The organism is Streptomyces sp. NPDC026301 (genome assembly GCF_055567935.1).
In genome coordinates this window covers 138,877-154,531 of sequence record NZ_JBVHPN010000016.1, presented here as the reverse complement: position 1 = coordinate 154,531, position 15,655 = coordinate 138,877, and the positions used below count along the sequence as shown (strand labels likewise).

Below are 15,655 nucleotides of genomic sequence, written 5' to 3'. Positions count from 1 at the left end.
TGGTGCTTGCGGCGCCGACGGCCCGCACGGCCTGCCGGTCACCCGGCCGGCCGTCGCGTCAGTCGTCGTGGTCGCCGTGGAACCGCCGCCGTACCGACAGCAGCTCCACTTCGGGACGTGCGGCGACCAGTCGCTCGCAGCGGTCCAGTACGTCTGTGAGGTGCCCCGCGTCGCCGGAAACCGCCGCCAGGCCGATCGTGACCCGGCGGTAGAGGTCCTGTTCGCCGACCTCCGCCACGCTGACCGCGTACTTGCGGTGCAGTTCGGCGACGATCGGGCGGACGACGGAGCGCTTCTCCTTCAGCGACCGTACGTCGCCGAGGAGGAGGTCGAAGGACAGCGTCCCTACGTACATGCAGTCCGGGTAAGCCACCCGTGGGGCCTGAGGTGTAGCGGTCACTGGCACCGTACACGCAACGGCCGGGGCCGATCGACGGAATTCCTCCCGCCGACCGGCCCCGGATCGAGTGGTGCGATCAGCCGCGCGGCTTCTCGCGCATCTCGTACGTCGCGATGACGTCGTCGACCTTGATGTCGTTGAAGTTGCCGAGGTTGATACCGCCCTCGAACCCTTCGCGGATCTCGGTGACGTCGTCCTTGAAGCGGCGCAGACCCTCGATGTTGAGGCTCTCCGCGATGACCTTGCCGTCGCGGACCAGGCGCGCCTTGGTGTTGCGCTTGACCTCGCCGGACCGGATGAGGACACCCGCGATGTTGCCCAGCTTGGACGACTTGAAGACCTCGCGGATCTCCGCCGTGCCGAGCTCGACCTCCTCGTACTCCGGCTTCAGCATGCCCTTCAGGGCCGCCTCGATCTCCTCGATCGCCTGGTAGATGACCGAGTAGTACCGGACGTCGACGCCCTCGCGCTCGGCCATCTGCGTCGCGCGGCCTTCGGCGCGGACGTTGAAGCCGATGACGATCGCGTCGGAGCCGGACGCCAGGTTGATGTCGGACTCGGTGACCGCACCCACGCCGCGGTGCAGCACGCGGATGTCGACCTCCTCGCCCACATCGAGCTGGAGCAGCGAGGACTCCAGGGCCTCGACCGAACCGGACGCGTCACCCTTGATGATGAGGTTGAGCTGCTGGACCTCGCCGGCCTTGAGCACCTTGTCCAGGTCCTCCAGGGAGACCCTGCGGGTGCGCTTGGCGAAGGCGGCGTTGCGCTCGCGCGCCGCGCGCTTCTCGGCGATCTGACGGGCGGTGCGGTCCTCGTCGACAACCAGGAAGTTGTCGCCGGCGCCCGGCACGTTGGTCAGACCCAGCACCAGGACGGGGGTCGAGGGACCCGCTTCCTGGACGTTGTTGCCCTTGTCGTCGAGCATCGCGCGGACTCGGCCGTAGGCGTCGCCGACGACCATCGTCTCGCCGACCCGCAGGGTGCCGCGCTGGACGAGCACGGTCGCCACGGCGCCGCGGCCGCGGTCGAGGTGGGCCTCGATCGCAATACCCTGCGCGTCCTGCTCCGCGTTGGCCCGGAGGTCCAGCGAAGCGTCCGCGGTGAGGACCACGGCCTCCAGCAGGCTGTCGATGTTCTCGCCCTGCTTGGCGGAGATGTCGACGAACATCGTGTCGCCGCCGTACTCCTCGGCCACCAGACCGAACTCGGTGAGCTGGCCGCGCACCTTGGTCGGGTCGGCGCCCTCGACGTCGATCTTGTTGACCGCGACCACGATCGGCACCTCGGCCGCCTTGGCGTGGTTCAGCGCCTCGATCGTCTGCGGCATGACACCGTCGTTGGCCGCCACCACGAGGATCGCGATGTCGGTCGACTTCGCACCACGGGCACGCATGGCGGTGAACGCCTCGTGACCCGGGGTGTCGATGAAGGTGAGGCGCCGCTCTTCGTCGTTGACCTCGGTCGCGACCTGGTACGCACCGATGTGCTGCGTGATGCCGCCGGCCTCGCCCGCGATGACGTTCGTCTTGCGGATCGCGTCCAGCAGTCGGGTCTTACCGTGGTCGACGTGACCCATGACGGTCACGACCGGCGGACGGGAGACGAGCATCTCCTCGCCGCCCTCGTTCTCGCCGAACTCGATGTCGAAGGACTCGAGAAGCTCGCGGTCCTCCTCCTCCGGGCTGACGATCTCGACGACGTAGTTCATCTCGTCGGCGAGCAGCTGCAGCGTCTCGTCGGAGACGGACTGGGTCGCGGTGACCATCTCACCCAGGTTCAGCATGACCTGGACGAGGGACGCCGGGTTGGCGTTGATCTTCTCCGCGAAGTCCGTCAGCGAGGCACCGCGCGACAGGCGAACCGTCGCACCGTTGCCGCGCGGCAGCATGATGCCGCCGACCGACGGGGCCTGCATGGCCTCGTACTCCTGACGCCTCTGCCGCTTCGACTTGCGACCGCGACGCGCGGGACCGCCGGGACGGCCGAAGGCGCCCTGCGTGCCACCACGGCCACCGGGACCGCCGGGACGGCCACCGAAGCCGGGACGACCGCCGAAGCCGCCGCCACCGGGACGGCCCGGAGCGCCGCCGCCACCGCCGGGACGGCCGGCGAAGCCGCCGCCACCGCCGCCGGGACGACCGGCGAAGCCGCCGCCGCCACCCGGACGACCGCCGCCGCCACCACCGGGACGACCGCCGCCACCGGGACCACGGCCACCGCCGGGGCCACCACCGGGACGCGGGCCGGCAGCCGGACGCTGCGGCATCATGCCCGGGTTCGGACGGGCGCCGCCGCCGGGACGGGGACCGCCCTGGCCTGCGCCGCCGCCCTGCGGACGGGGCATGCCGCCCGGAGTCGGACGGTTACCACCGGGAGCCGCGGGACGGGGACCGCCCTGGCCGGCACCCTGCGGGCGCGGGCCGCCGGGGCCACCCTGACCGCCGGGGCGCGGCGCGCCACCGGGACGGGGAGCCTGCGGACGGGCCATGCCCGTGGAGCCGCCGGAGGTGAAGGGGTTGTTGCCCGGACGCGGACCGGACGGACGGTTGCCGCCGGGACGCGGGGCGCCGCCCTGGCGGTCGCCGCCGGGACGCGGGCCACGGTCGCCGCGGCCCTGGCCACGGTCCTGACCGCGGTCCTGACGCTCCTGGCCGGGGCCGGGACGGCCCGGACGCGGGCCGGGGGCGGCACCGCCGGGCTTGGGAGCCTGCGGCGCGGCCGGCGGAGCCTGGAACTCGGGCTGCGCGGGCGCGGCCGGAGCGGGCTTGGGAGCCGGCTTCGGGCCGGGCGTGGGGCGCGGGCCCGGAGCGGGCGCCGCGGAGGGGGTGCTGCTCTTCGGCTCCTCGGGGGCCTTCGGGGCCTCGGGGGCGGCCGGAGCCGCGGGGCCCGGCTTGGGGGCACCCGGCTTCGGGGCAGCGGGACGGGCCGCCTGCGCCGGGGACGGCGTGGACGGCTTTGCGGGCGCCGACTTGCGCGGCGCCGCGGGCTTGCCAGAGGCACGGCCGTTGCCGTTGCCTGCCTGGAAAGCGTCGGTCAGCTTGCGAACAACCGGCGCCTCGATCGTCGAGGACGCCGAACGGACGAATTCACCAAGTTCTTGGAGCTTGGCCATGACGACCTTGCTCTCTACTCCGAACTCCTTGGCGAGCTCGTATACCCGGACCTTAGCCACTTCGCTCCTTCTAGGTCCGGGTTGTCCACCGGACCGTCGCTACTTCATGGGCGTACTCATCGCGTACTCATCGAGTGCTCATCGCAATCTCGACCTACTTCCGACTCGCGAGGTACCTGACCGCACGGTTTTCCGTGCGACGTGCTGTCTTACGGTGTTGCCTGCTCGACGTACTGGCGCAGTGCCGTGGTGTCGAGCGGTCCTGGGCCTCTGAAGGCCCTGGGGAACGCCCGGCGGCGGACCGCCAGGTCGAAACAGACCAGTGTGGGGTGCACGTAAGCACCCCGGCCGGGCAGCGTACCGCGAGGATCGGGGGTGCACTCACCATCGATCATCACGATGCGCAGCAAATCGCCCTTGGCCGCTCGCTCCCGGCATCCCACACAAGATCGCTCAGGGCATGCGCGGGCATGCGTCCGGCCAGACACTGCTTAAGTCTACCTCCCCGTAGCGGCCTCACCCCTATGGGGTAAGGACCGAACGGCTGCTCATATTCCCTCGGTGGCTGACAATCGACGCCGGCGGCACCGGGCCGCCGGCGTTCGTGACGTCAGTCCCGCGGGTCCGGGGCCTCGGTGTCCGGGCGGATGTCGATGCGCCAGCCGGTCAGCCGGGCGGCGAGCCGGGCGTTCTGCCCTTCCTTGCCGATGGCCAGTGACAGCTGGTAATCGGGCACGGTGACCCGCGCGGAGCGCGCGGCCAGGTCCACGATCTCGACCTTCGAGACGCGGGCCGGCGACAGCGCGTGCGCGACCAGGTCGGCCGGGTCGTCCGACCAGTCCACGATGTCGATCTTCTCGCCGTTCAGCTCGGCCATGACGTTGCGGACACGGCCGCCCATCGGACCGATGCAGGCACCCTTGGCGTTCAGCCCCGACCGGGTGGAACGCACCGCGATCTTCGTGCGGTGACCGGCCTCGCGGGCGATGGCGGAGATCTCCACCGAGCCGTCCGCGATCTCCGGGACCTCCAGCGCGAAGAGCTTCTTCACGAGGTTCGGGTGGGTGCGCGAGAGGGTGACCGACGGGCCGCGGACGCCCTTGGCGACGCGGACGACGTACGAGCGCAGGCGCGTGCCGTGCTTGTAGTCCTCGCCGGGGACCTGCTCCTGCACCGGCAGCATGGCCTCCATCTTGCCGATGTCGACCAGGACGTTCTTGGGGTCCTTGCCCTGCTGGACGACGCCGGTGACGACATCGCCCTCACGCCCGGCGTACTCGCCGAAGGTGATCTCCTCCTCGGCGTCCCGCAGCCGCTGCAGGATGACCTGCTTGGCGGTGGTCGCCGCGATCCGGCCGAAACCCGACGGTGTGTCGTCGAACTCGCGGGCCTCCTGGCCCTCCTCGAGGTCGGCCGGGTCCTCCTTCGCCCACACGGTCACATGGCCGGTGTTCCGGTCCAGCTGCACCCGTGCGTGACGGCGGCTGCCCTCGGTGCGGTGGTACGCGATGAGGAGGGCCGACTCGATGGCCTCCACCAGCAGGTCGAAGGAGATTTCCTTCTCCCGCACCAAACCCCGCAGGGCACTCATGTCGATGTCCACGGCTACGCCTCCTCCTGGCTCTCGTCGTTGCTGTCGCCCTCGGCGGGAGCCGGAGCGGTCTTGCGGTTGAACTCGATCTCCACGCGCGCCTTGGCGATCTCGCTGAAGGCGACCCGGCGGGCGGTGGGCTTGCGCCCCTTCACGCCCGGCACTTCGAGATCCAGGCCCTCGTCGTCGACGGCGGTGATCCGGGCGACCAGCTCCCCGCCCTCGTGCAGCTGGGCCTTGATCAGGCGGCCGACGGCCCGGCGGTAGTGCCGCGGCTCGGCGAGCGGGCGGTCGGCGCCGGGAGAGGTGACCTCAAGGGTGTACGCGACGTCACCCATGGCATCCGCGTCGTCCAGGGCCTGCGAGATCTCGCGGCTGAGTGCGGCGCACTCGTCCAGCTGAACGCCGTCGTCGGAGTCGACCACGATCCTCAGCACACGCCGCTTACCCGCGGGGGTCACCTCGATCTCTTCCAGATCCAGGTCTCGCGCGGCGACCAGCGGTTCAAGCAGTCCGCGCAGCCTCTCGCTCTGGGTGGTGCTCATCCGGGTGACTCCTCGGCCGCGTGTGCTGTTGTGGGATGGTCGCGTGTCTGGCCAAAGCCTATCTGTTCCGGCGGGGTACTGACGATTCCGTGCGCGGGCGCGGTTACGCTCGCCTGCGGTGATCACCGGATCACCACCGCAGACCCCCGGGAAGAGGACAGTGCCGCAGCCTGGAACGCACACGAGGAGAAGCATCCTGCTGACCGGCGCCGCGCTCGGAAGCGCGGCGCTGCTCACGGGCTGCGCCGAGCAGTCCGCCGCGTCCGACGACATGGACAGCGCGGCCGGGCGTGCCCTGCTCGGCCGGGCGGCGCGGGACAGCGGCGCGCTGCTGGCCCGGTACGACGCGACGCTGACCGCGCACCCGGCCCTGGAGAAGCGGGTGCGCCCGCTGCGGGACCAAGTCGCCGCGCACATCACGGCGTTCGACGCGCCGGAGGCCACCGGCACCCCGTCCGGCACACCCTCCGCGACCGCTTCGCCGTCCCGTACGCCGGGGAAGCAGCCGCGCGCCCCGAAGGTTCCGGCAAGCGCGCGGCAGGCGCTCGCCGCGCTGGCCGACGCCGAGCGGGACACGGCCGACCGGCGCACCGCGGCCCTCGTCGGCGCCCCGCCGGAGGTCGCCCGGCTGCTCGCCTCGGTCGCCGCGGCCGGCGCCGCGCACGCCTACGTACTCGACTCGCACGGCAAGGGCGGCGGGACGACGGACGAGAAGGACGGGAAGAACGCCTGATGCCGGCGGAGAAGCACGAGAACACGGAGCACGCGGCCGAGCTGAAGGCCCTGCAGAACGCGCTGGCCGCCGAGCACGCCGCGCTCTACGGCTACGGCGTGGTGGGCGCGCGCGTCGACGACGGGCGGCGCAGAGAGGCGCAGGCCGGCTACGACGCCCATCGTGCGCGCCGGGACGAGCTGAGCCGCCGGGTGAGCGCGCTGGGCGGGCACCCGAAAGCCGCTGCCGCGGCGTACGCGCTGCCCTTCCCCGTGCCCGACGCGGCCGCAGCCGTCCGGCTCGCGGCCGAACTGGAGGACCGGGTGGCCGGGGCGTACGCGGACCTCGTACGCGCCTCCACGGGTGCCCGGCGGCGCACGGCGGCCGGATCGCTCCGCGAGGCAGCGGTGCGTGCGGTGCGCTGGCGCGGCAGCGGCGTAGCCTTCCCTGGGCTCGCCGAACGGACCACGGCCGGCGGCCCGTCGCCCACCGCGACCGGATCCGCCGACGCGCTCTGAGCGCGCGGCGGCCACCGGCCGGGACGGCCGCAGGCCCCGCCGGCACCCCGGCACCGCCGACGAAAGGGACAGCTCCAGCATGGCAACGGCACCCATCGAACCGCCGAGACGATTGGTGCGCGCGATCGGCGACGACCCCGCGAGCCCCGCGCGCGCCTGGCTGGACACGCTGCCGGACCGGGTGACGGAGCGGCTGGCGGCCTGGGAACTCACCCCGGAGCGGGTGCACGAGCCCGGCGGCCGCGCCAGCCTCCTGGTCCTGGTCACGCAGCGGGACGGCACGCCGGCCGCGCTGAAGTTCCCGCTCCCGGGACAGCCGGGCGCGGAGGCCGAGGCGGCGGCGCTGACGCGCTGGGACGGCTGGGGCGCGGTACGGCTGTTGGACGCCGACCTGGACAGCGGCGCGCTCCTCCTGGAGCGCCTGCGCGGCGCGGTGTCGCTGCGCTCGCTCCCCGAGGCGAAGGCCCTGCTGGAGGCGGCGGGGACGGTCCGCCGGCTCTGGGTCGCTCCCCCGGAGGAGCACCCCTTCGAGACGCTGGCCGCCCGCACGGAGGCCGCCGTGGCGGCGCTGCGGACCTCGGGCGCGGCGGTCCCCTCCGCCGCCCCGCTGGTCGAGGAGGCCGCGGAGCTGCGCAGCGCGCTGCCCGCCGACGCACCCGAAGAAGTACTCCTGCACGGCGCGTTCCGCCAGGGCAAGGTACTGGCCGGCCACCGCACGCCGTGGCTCGCGGTGGGACCGCGACCGGTCGTCGGGGAACGCGCGTACGACCTGGTCGGACTGGTCCTGGACCGCATGGAGGACCTGGCGGCCGGCACGGGGGCCGCGGCCGCGGCGCGCCGCCGGGTCGCCAAGCTGGCCGACTCCCTGGAGGTCGACCGGGACCGCCTGCGGGGGTGGGTCCTGGTGGGCGCGGCGGAAGCGGGCCTCCAGGCCCTGACGACGGGCGACCGCCCCCGCGGGGAACTGCTGCTGGAGTTTGCGACGTGGCTGTAGCGCCGACGAAGCCCAAATCAAGCCCGTCCGGCGATTGAGGACGAGCGGCCGCCAGGCCGCGATACACGGGGGACGGACGGCAGGCCCGCACCGAACGGCACGGGCCCGCCCCAAGGTCGGAAACTACGCGCTGAGGCGCGCAACGGCCTCCTCGACCGTGACCTCTTCCCGCTCGCCCGTCCGCCGGTCCTTGATCTCGACGACGCCCTCCGCGGCGCGGCGGCCCGCGACGACGATCGTCGGGACGCCGAGCAGCTCCGCGTCGGTGAACTTCACGCCCGGGGAGACCCCGGCCCGGTCGTCGACGAGCACGCGCAGCCCCGCCGCGCCCAGCTTGTCGCCGACCTCCAGCGCCAGCTCCGTCTGCTTGGCCTTGCCCGCCGCGACGACGTGCACGTCCGCCGGGGCGACCTCGCGCGGCCAGCACAGGCCGGACTCGTCGTGGGTCTGCTCGGCGAGCGCCGCCACCGCGCGGGAGACGCCGATGCCGTACGAGCCCATCGTGACCCGGACCGGCTTGCCGTTCTGGCCGAGTACGTCGAGCTCGAAGGCGTCGGCGTACTTGCGGCCCAGCTGGAAGATGTGGCCGATTTCGATCGCCCGGTCGATGACCAGCCCGGCGCCGCACTTCGGGCAGGGGTCGCCCGGCTCGACGACGACCACGTCGAGGTAGTCGTCCACCTCGAAGTCGCGGCCCGCGACGACGTTGCGCGCGTGCTTGCCGTCCTTGTTGGCGCCGGTGATCCAGGACGTGCCGGGCGCGACGCGCGGGTCGGCGATGTAGCGGAACGCCTTGCCGGCCAGGCCCTGCGGGCCGATGTAGCCGCGCACCAGGTCCTCGCGGCCGACGAAGTCCTCGGCGGTGACGACCTCGACGACGGCCGGCGCCAGGTGCTCGCCGAGCTTGCCCAGGTCGACCTCGCGGTCGCCGGGCACGCCCACCGCGACGATCTCGCCGTCCACCTTGACCAGGAGGTTCTTGAGCGTGGCGGAGGCCGGGACGCCCAGGTGCTCGGCCAGCGTCTCGATGGTCGGGGTGTCGGGGGTGTCCAGCTCCTCGATCTCCCCGACGCCGGCCGCGTCCACCGGGGCGACCTTCACGGTCACGGCCTCGGTGTTGGCCGCGTAGTCGCACTGCGGGCAGTCGACGAAGGTGTCCTCACCGGCCGCCGCGGGGGCCAGGAACTCCTCGGAGGCGGAGCCGCCCATCGCGCCGGAGACGGCCGAGACGATGCGGTAGTCGAGACCCAGGCGCGCGAAGATCTTCTGGTACGCCTCGCGGTGCAGCGCGTAGGACTGCGCCAGGCCCTCGTCGGTGGTGTCGAAGCTGTACGAGTCCTTCATCTGGAACTCGCGGCCGCGCAGCACACCGGAGCGGGGGCGCGCCTCGTCCCGGTACTTCGTCTGGATCTGGTACAGCATGACCGGCAGGTCCTTGTAGGACGTGCACTGGTCCTTGACCGTGAGGGTGAAGATCTCCTCGTGGGTGGGGCCGAGGAGGTAGTCGGCGCCCTTGCGGTCCTGCAGGCGGAAGAGCAGGTCGCCGTACTCCTCCCAGCGGCCACTCGCCTCGTACGGCTCCTTGGGGAGCAGCGCGGGCAGCAGGACCTCCTGGCCGCCGATGGCGTCCATCTCCTCGCGCACCACGCGCGAGACGTTCTCCAGCACCTTCTTGCCCAGCGGCAGCCAGGTCCAGATGCCGGCGGAGGTGCGGCGGACGTACCCGGCGCGGACGAGCAGCTTGTGGCTGGCGGTCTCGGCGTCGGCCGGGTCGTCGCGCAGCGTCTTGATCATCAATCGGGACATGCGCTGGACCTGGGCCATGGTGATTCTCCTGCGTAAGAACGGTGTCTGTGGCGAGGTTATCGGGCCGGGCATCGCGCACGGAAATGGATACCGCTCCCCCGGCCCTGGGGAACAGCGGCCGGCCACCCGCCGGACGCCCCAGCCGGCGTCCCGGGCCCGGCCCGTCAGCGGGCCAGCGGCAGCGGCGCGCCCATCACGGCGTACGGCGCGGGGGCGCTCGGGAAGAGCACCCGGCGGGCGAGGTCCTGGTAGCCGAGCGAGCGGTACAGCGCGCGGGCCGGGCTCTCGGTGTCGATCGCGGAGAGGATGCTGCGCGGGTAGGGCGCCTCGTCGGTGATGCGGGTGATCAGCGCCCGGCCGATGCCGCGCTTCTGGTACGCGGGGTGGACGTGCAGCTCGGTGATGACGAAGGAGTCGTCCAGCCAGAAGTCCAGGCCAGTGGCGCGCAGATACGGCTCGACGACGCTGGACCACCAGTGGGAGCGGTCGTTGGGCAGGCCGTACACGAAGCCGGCCAGCCGCCCCTCGGGCGTGGTGGCGCCCAGGGCGCGGGCCCCGGGGGTGGTGAGGTGGCGCAGCACGATGTGGCGCCGTACGCCGATCTCGTCGTCGGTCAGGCCGAAGGCGAGCGCCTGTACGGCCAGCGCTTCGTCCACGCGGGCAGCGAGGTCGAGCGGGCCGACCGCGACGTCATCCATGGTCGGGAGCGTACACAGCGCGGGCGGTGAACACGATCGGTCCGGCCAGTGGGGCCGGGAGAGGCCGCGGCGGCACGGCATCGGCCGGAACGTTACGGCGCCGTTGACCGGCGGCTCGCGTCAGAACAGTACGCTCATGAACGCGCCGACCTCTTCGAAGCCGACCCTGCGGTAGGCGGCCCGCGCCGCGGTGTTGAAGTCGTTCACGTACAGGCTCACGATGGGCGCGACGTCGGCGAGGGCGTAGCGCAGCACGGCCGCCATGCCGGTCTCGGAGAGTCCCTTGCCGCGGTACTCGGGCGCGACCCAGACGCCCTGGACCTGGCAGGCGCGCAGGGTGGCGGCGCCGATCTCGGCCTTGAAGACGACCCGGCCGTTCTCCACCCGGGCGAACGAGCGGCCCGCGCCGACCAGCTCGGCGACCCTGGCCTGGTAGAGCAGCCCGCCGTCGCCGGCCAGCGGCGAGATGCCGACCTCCTCGGTGAACATGGCCACGCACGCGGGCATGATCATGTCCATCTCGTCCTTGCGGATGCGCCGGACGTACGGGTCGGGGGGGATCTCCGCGGCGGGCCGCGTGGTGACCATCAGCGGCTGGTGGGCGCGGACCTCTCGGGCGGGCCCCCAGGCGGGCTCCAGCAGGGACCACAGCTCGGCGGTGGGGGCCGCGGGGCCGACGATGGAGGAGCAGCGGCGGCCCTGGCGGCGGGCACGCTCGGCGAAGGCGCGTACGGCATCAGGGGTGGCGCAGACGGGGACGAGATTGGCCCCGGCGTAGCAGAGGGATTCCAGCCGGCCGTTCTCGTACCAGCCCCACATCTCGCCGCCGAGTCGCCAGGGGTCGAGCCCGGCGACCTGGACCCGGGCGGCGACGAACGCGTTGGCGACCGGGTCGCGGTCCAGGACCGCGAGGGCGTCGTCGAGCTCCCCGGGCTCCAGGACCTTGGTGGTGGTCGTCAGCACGTGTCGGATTGCCTCACCGTGACGGGGCCGGGGGCCGTAAGAGAGCAGGTCCAGGCACTGTACCTCGCGTCCATGCGGCGCGCCCCCCGCCCATCTCGGAGAGAGGTGCGGGGGGCGCGTTGTCGCGGTTGTCCACAGGGGGCGCGAGGGGGTGGGGGCGGGGGCTAGGTTCGGGGGTAGTGCGGTGGAGGTGGGGGAGGGGCCTCGCACCGGGTGGCGGGGAGAGGGAGGGGCCCTGCCACGTAACGGACGAAGGTCAGCCCGCCACAGCCACCGAAGGCTCCCCCGACTCCACCCCGTCCTTCTCCATCTGCTCGGCGATCTTCATGGCTTCCTCGATGAGGGTCTCCACGATCTTCGACTCCGGCACGGTCTTGATGACCTCGCCCTTCACGAAGATCTGCCCCTTGCCGTTGCCCGAGGCCACACCCAGGTCCGCCTCGCGGGCCTCGCCCGGGCCGTTGACCACACAGCCCATCACCGCGACGCGGAGCGGCACCTCCATGCCGTCCAGCCCCGCCGTGACCTCCTCGGCCAGCTTGTACACATCCACCTGCGCCCGCCCGCACGACGGACACGACACGATCTCCAGGCGGCGCTGGCGCAGGTTCAGCGACTCCAGGATGGAGATACCGACCTTGATCTCCTCCGCCGGCGGCGCCGACAGCGAAACCCGGATGGTGTCGCCGATGCCCTCGCTCAGCAGCGCGCCGAAGGCGACCGCCGACTTGATGGTGCCCTGGAAGGCCGGGCCCGCCTCGGTCACGCCCAGGTGCAGCGGGTAGTCGCACTGCGCCGCCAGCTGCCGGTAGGCGTTGACCATCACCACCGGGTCGTTGTGCTTGACGGAGATCTTGATGTCCCGGAAACCGTGCTCCTCGAAGAGCGACGCCTCCCACAGGGCCGACTCCACCAGCGCCTCGGGCGTGGCCTTGCCGTACTTCTGCAGCAGCCGCCGGTCCAGCGAACCCGCGTTCACCCCGATCCGGATCGGCGTCCCCGCGTCATTGGCCGCCTTCGCGATCTCCTTGACCTTGTCGTCGAACTGCTTGATGTTGCCCGGATTCACCCGCACCGCCGCGCACCCCGCGTCGATCGCCGCGAAGACGTACTTGGGCTGGAAGTGAATATCCGCGATCACCGGGATCTGCGACTTCTTCGCGATCACCGGCAGCGCGTCCGCGTCGTCCTGCGTCGGGCACGCCACCCGCACGATCTGGCAGCCGGACGCCGTCAGCTCCGCGATCTGCTGCAGCGTCGACCCGATGTCCGCCGTACGCGTCGTCGTCATCGACTGCACCGACACCGGTGCGTCCCCGCCCACGGCCACCGGCCCGACGTGGATCTTGCGGCTGACGCGGCGGTCGGCGAGCTTGGTCGGTACGTCCGGCATTCCCAGCGCAATGGCAGTCATCTGACGAGCAACCCCAAGGTGTGATTCAGGACCCGAGATCGGCGGGCTCCGGGGCCGAGGTTACGTCACAGGGGTTGCCGGAGGCACATCGCACGGGTTTACACCGCCCGAAAGGACGGTTGCCGGACACCCGTACGCGGCCGTACGGGTGTCCGGCAGTCCGGAAGCGGTCCGCTAGCCCGTCAGCCGTACCGGGTTGACCACGTCCGCGACCAGCACCAGCAGCGTGAAGCAGATGAAGATGCCGGCGACGACGTAGGCGACGGGCATGAGCTTCGCCACGTCGAAGGGGCCGGGGTCGGGGCGCCGGAAGACCTTGGCGAAGGCGCGGCGCAGCGACTCCCACAGGGCGCCCGCGATGTGCCCGCCGTCCAGCGGCAGCAGCGGCAGCATGTTGAACAGGAAGAGGGAGAGGTTGAACCCCGCGACCAGGAAGAGCATGGTCGCCACCCGCTGCGAGGGCGGGATGTCCAGGGAGAAGACCTCGCCGCCGACGCGGGCCGCGCCGACCACGCCCATCGGGGAGTCCTGCTTGCGCTCGCCGCCGTTGAACGCGGCGTTCCACAGGTCGGGGACCTTGCCGGGCAGCGCGATCAGCGAGCCGACGCCCTGCTTGACCATGTTGCCCATGCGGTCGACGGACTGGCCGAGGTCCTGCCGGACGATGCCGCTGGCGGGCGTGAAGCCGAGGAAGCCGGCCGTGACGTACTGGCCGGCGACGTAGCCGCCGTGGCCATCGGTCCTGGCGACCTTGTTCTTGATCAGGTCGGCGTGCAGGACCTTCCGCGCGCCGTCCCGCTCCACGGTGATCGTCGCGGGTCCCGTGGTGTCGCGGATGGACCGCTGGAGGGTGTCCCAGTCGGGCACGGCGCGCCCGTCGAAGGCCACGATCCGGTCGCCGGCCCGCAGGCCCGCCGCCTTGGCCGGGGAGTCCTTGGCGTCGGACGGGCACTTGTCGGTCTTGGCGGAGGCCGCGATGACGCAGTCCGAGACCGAGCCGACCTGGGTGGTCTGGGTGTTGATGCCGAAGCCCATCAGGACGCTCATGAAGATCACGACCGCGAGGATCAGGTTCATGAACGGCCCGGCGAACATCACGATGACGCGCTTCCAGGGCTTACGGGTGTAGAACAGCCGCTTCTCGTCCCCCTCCTGCAGCTCCTCGAAGGCGGCCGAGCGGGCGTCCTCGATCATGCCGCGCCAGGGCGAGGTGGAGCGGGCCGAGAGCTTCCCGTCGTCGCCGGGCGGGAACATCCCGATCATGCGGATGTAGCCGCCGGCCGGGATGGCCTTGACGCCGTACTCGGTGTCGCCCTTCTTGCGGGAGAAGATCGTCGGACCGAAGCCGACCATGTACTGCGGCACGCGGATGCCGAACATCTTCGCCGTCGAGAGGTGCCCCAGCTCGTGCCAGGCGATCGAGAAGAGCAGGCCGACGACGAAGACGACGATGCCCAGGACGGTCATCCAGGTCGTCATGCGCGAGCCTCCGATGGTGTACGTGCCGCACGGGCGGCCAGTTCGCGGGCGCGGGCGCGCGCCCAGGTCTCCGCTTCCAGTACGTCCGAGAGGGTCAAAGACGTTCCCGGCGCGGGCGTGCCGTGCTCGGCGACGACTTCGGCGACCGTATCGACAATTCCTGTGAACGGCAGCCCGCCCTTCAAGAATGCGTCCACGCATTCCTCGTTGGCGGCGTTGAAGACGGCCGGTGCCGTGCCCCCGAGCGTGCCGACGTGGCAGGCGAGCGGTACGGAGGGGAAGGCGTCCTCGTCCAGCGGGAAGAACTCCCAGGTGTGGGCCTTGGTCCAGTCGATGCCCGGCGCCGCGTCCGGCACCCGGTCGGGCCAGCCCAGCCCCAGCGCGATCGGCATCCGCATGTCGGGCGGGCTGGCCTGGGCGAGGGTGGAGCCGTCGGTGAACTCCACCATGGAGTGGATGTAGGACTGCGGGTGGACCACGACCTCGATGCGCTCGAACGGCACGTCGTACAGCAGGTGTGCCTCGATGACCTCCAGGCCCTTGTTGACCAGGGTCGCGGAGTTGATCGTGATGACCGGGCCCATCGCCCAGGTGGGGTGCGCGAGCGCCTGCTCGGGCGTGACGGCGGCCAGCTCGGCCTTGCTGCGGCCGCGGAACGGGCCGCCGGAGGCGGTGACGACGAGCTTGCGCACCTCTTCGCGGCGGCCGCCCATCAGCCCCTGGAAGAGCGCGGAGTGCTCGGAGTCGACGGGGACGATCTGGCCGGGCTTCGCGAGCGCCTTGACCAGCGGGCCGCCCACGATCAGCGACTCCTTGTTGGCGAGCGCCAGGGAGGCGCCGCTCTCCAGGGCCGCGAGGGTGGGGGCGAGGCCGATGGAGCCGGTGATGCCGTTCAGTACGGTGTGGCACTTGGTGGCGGCGAGCTGGGTGGCCGCGTCGGGCCCGGCCAGGATCTCCGGCAGCGGCTCGCCCGTTCCGTACTGCGCCGACAGCGCCTCGCGCAGCGCGGGCACCACGTCCTCGCGGGCCACCGCGACCGTACCGACGCGCAGCTGCCGCGCCTGCTCGGCGAGGAGCGCGACCCGGCCGCCCGCCGCGGACAGGCCGGTGACGCGGAAGCGGTCCGGATTGCGCAGGACGAGATCGATCGCCTGGGTGCCGATGGAGCCGGTCGAACCGAGGATCACGATGTCGCGTGGCTCGCCGGGTGCGGCGGCCGGCGGGTCGAAACGCAGGTGCGGATGGGCGAGGGATTCCGTCATGGGCACCATTGTGGCCGGTCACGTCCGGAGTACGGACACCAGCTCGCAGGAGATCCGGCCGGACGGGGGCGCCGGGAGGCGCGACGGGTGGTGCGCGCGGGTGTCGGCCACGCCGTACGGGCCGGTCCCCTGCCTGCGGGGACCGGCCCGTCCCCCGT

The 15,655-nt window shown here is 72.1% G+C and carries 14 protein-coding genes; 3 read left to right on the top strand and 11 right to left on the bottom strand.

The genetic code is table 11. The annotated features are described in order from the left end of the window. Nucleotides 1-58 precede the first annotated feature (58 nt). The 5 genes from ACZ4MH_RS26550 to rimP all read right to left on the bottom strand — a co-directional run bounded on the left by ACZ4MH_RS26550 (nucleotide 59) and on the right by rimP (nucleotide 5,651). Nucleotides 59-355 (bottom strand): DUF503 domain-containing protein, encoded by a 297-nt coding sequence (locus tag ACZ4MH_RS26550; protein ID WP_351601784.1) that lies wholly within the window; start codon nucleotides 353-355, stop codon nucleotides 59-61. A 121-nt stretch (nucleotides 356-476) separates the two neighbouring features. Then, complete coding sequence (gene infB / locus ACZ4MH_RS26545; RefSeq protein WP_467754723.1) at nucleotides 477-3,575, bottom strand: translation initiation factor IF-2; 3,099 nt, start codon at nucleotides 3,573-3,575, stop codon at nucleotides 477-479. 149 nt (nucleotides 3,576-3,724) lie between these two features. After that, entirely contained in the window at nucleotides 3,725-4,003 is a 279-nt protein-coding gene (locus ACZ4MH_RS26540) for a YlxR family protein (RefSeq protein WP_223732430.1), read from the bottom strand. Between the two features lie 122 nt (nucleotides 4,004-4,125). Continuing rightward, on the bottom strand, nucleotides 4,126-5,118 hold the full coding sequence (nusA, locus tag ACZ4MH_RS26535; RefSeq protein ID WP_351599056.1) for a transcription termination factor NusA: 993 nt from the start codon (nucleotides 5,116-5,118) through the stop codon (nucleotides 4,126-4,128). 2 nt (nucleotides 5,119-5,120) lie between these two features. Further along, on the bottom strand, nucleotides 5,121-5,651 hold the full coding sequence (gene rimP / locus ACZ4MH_RS26530; protein ID WP_351599058.1) for a ribosome maturation factor RimP: 531 nt from the start codon (nucleotides 5,649-5,651) through the stop codon (nucleotides 5,121-5,123). 160 nt (nucleotides 5,652-5,811) lie between these two features. Between rimP and ACZ4MH_RS26525 the strand changes: the two genes are divergently transcribed. The 3 genes from ACZ4MH_RS26525 (at nucleotide 5,812) to ACZ4MH_RS26515 (ending at nucleotide 7,875) form a co-directional block, all read left to right on the top strand. Next, nucleotides 5,812-6,384, top strand: a complete 573-nt coding sequence (locus ACZ4MH_RS26525) for a hypothetical protein (RefSeq protein ID WP_351599060.1) — start codon at nucleotides 5,812-5,814, stop codon at nucleotides 6,382-6,384. Continuing rightward, nucleotides 6,384-6,881, top strand: a complete 498-nt coding sequence (locus ACZ4MH_RS26520; protein ID WP_351599062.1) for a ferritin-like domain-containing protein — start codon at nucleotides 6,384-6,386, stop codon at nucleotides 6,879-6,881. The genes ACZ4MH_RS26525 and ACZ4MH_RS26520 overlap by 1 nt, the downstream gene beginning before the upstream one ends. Nucleotides 6,882-6,960: 79 nt before the next feature. Next, nucleotides 6,961-7,875 (top strand): aminoglycoside phosphotransferase family protein, encoded by a 915-nt coding sequence (locus ACZ4MH_RS26515; RefSeq protein ID WP_351599064.1) that lies wholly within the window; start codon nucleotides 6,961-6,963, stop codon nucleotides 7,873-7,875. Between the two features lie 123 nt (nucleotides 7,876-7,998). Here the strand turns inward: ACZ4MH_RS26515 and ACZ4MH_RS26510 are convergent, their stop codons facing one another. The 6 genes from ACZ4MH_RS26510 to dxr form a co-directional block, all read right to left on the bottom strand. After that, complete coding sequence (locus ACZ4MH_RS26510) at nucleotides 7,999-9,699, bottom strand: proline--tRNA ligase (RefSeq protein ID WP_351599066.1); 1,701 nt, start codon at nucleotides 9,697-9,699, stop codon at nucleotides 7,999-8,001. 146 nt (nucleotides 9,700-9,845) lie between these two features. Further along, nucleotides 9,846-10,379, bottom strand: coding sequence for a GNAT family N-acetyltransferase (locus ACZ4MH_RS26505; protein WP_351599068.1), 534 nt, complete (start codon nucleotides 10,377-10,379; stop codon nucleotides 9,846-9,848). A 120-nt stretch (nucleotides 10,380-10,499) separates the two neighbouring features. Beyond that, complete coding sequence (locus ACZ4MH_RS26500) at nucleotides 10,500-11,342, bottom strand: GNAT family N-acetyltransferase (RefSeq protein WP_351599070.1); 843 nt, start codon at nucleotides 11,340-11,342, stop codon at nucleotides 10,500-10,502. A gap of 256 nt (nucleotides 11,343-11,598) precedes the next feature. Beyond that, nucleotides 11,599-12,756, bottom strand: coding sequence for a flavodoxin-dependent (E)-4-hydroxy-3-methylbut-2-enyl-diphosphate synthase (ispG, locus tag ACZ4MH_RS26495; protein ID WP_351599072.1), 1,158 nt, complete (start codon nucleotides 12,754-12,756; stop codon nucleotides 11,599-11,601). A 174-nt stretch (nucleotides 12,757-12,930) separates the two neighbouring features. Then, nucleotides 12,931-14,235, bottom strand: a complete 1,305-nt coding sequence (locus tag ACZ4MH_RS26490) for a M50 family metallopeptidase (protein WP_351599074.1) — start codon at nucleotides 14,233-14,235, stop codon at nucleotides 12,931-12,933. Continuing rightward, entirely contained in the window at nucleotides 14,232-15,497 is a 1,266-nt protein-coding gene (gene dxr / locus ACZ4MH_RS26485) for a 1-deoxy-D-xylulose-5-phosphate reductoisomerase (protein WP_351599076.1), read from the bottom strand. Before dxr ends, ACZ4MH_RS26490 begins: the two co-directional genes overlap by 4 nt. Nucleotides 15,498-15,655: the final 158 nt, after the last annotated feature.

What these genes read in the sequence shown, in the direction of transcription:
- ACZ4MH_RS26520 (WP_351599062.1), top strand. Translation starts at nt 6,384, where the DNA reads ATGCCGGCGGAGAAGCACGAGAACACGGAGCACGCGGCCGAGCTGAAG.
- ACZ4MH_RS26550 (WP_351601784.1), bottom strand. Translation starts at nt 355, where the DNA reads ATGTACGTAGGGACGCTGTCCTTCGACCTCCTCCTCGGCGACGTACGG.
- ACZ4MH_RS26490 (WP_351599074.1), bottom strand. Translation starts at nt 14,235, where the DNA reads ATGACGACCTGGATGACCGTCCTGGGCATCGTCGTCTTCGTCGTCGGC.
- ACZ4MH_RS26515 (WP_351599064.1), top strand. Translation starts at nt 6,961, where the DNA reads ATGGCAACGGCACCCATCGAACCGCCGAGACGATTGGTGCGCGCGATC.
- rimP (WP_351599058.1), bottom strand. Translation starts at nt 5,651, where the DNA reads ATGAGCACCACCCAGAGCGAGAGGCTGCGCGGACTGCTTGAACCGCTG.
- dxr (WP_351599076.1), bottom strand. Translation starts at nt 15,497, where the DNA reads ATGACGGAATCCCTCGCCCATCCGCACCTGCGTTTCGACCCGCCGGCC.
- ACZ4MH_RS26510 (WP_351599066.1), bottom strand. Translation starts at nt 9,699, where the DNA reads ATGGCCCAGGTCCAGCGCATGTCCCGATTGATGATCAAGACGCTGCGC.
- ispG (WP_351599072.1), bottom strand. Translation starts at nt 12,756, where the DNA reads ATGACTGCCATTGCGCTGGGAATGCCGGACGTACCGACCAAGCTCGCC.
- ACZ4MH_RS26505 (WP_351599068.1), bottom strand. Translation starts at nt 10,379, where the DNA reads ATGGATGACGTCGCGGTCGGCCCGCTCGACCTCGCTGCCCGCGTGGAC.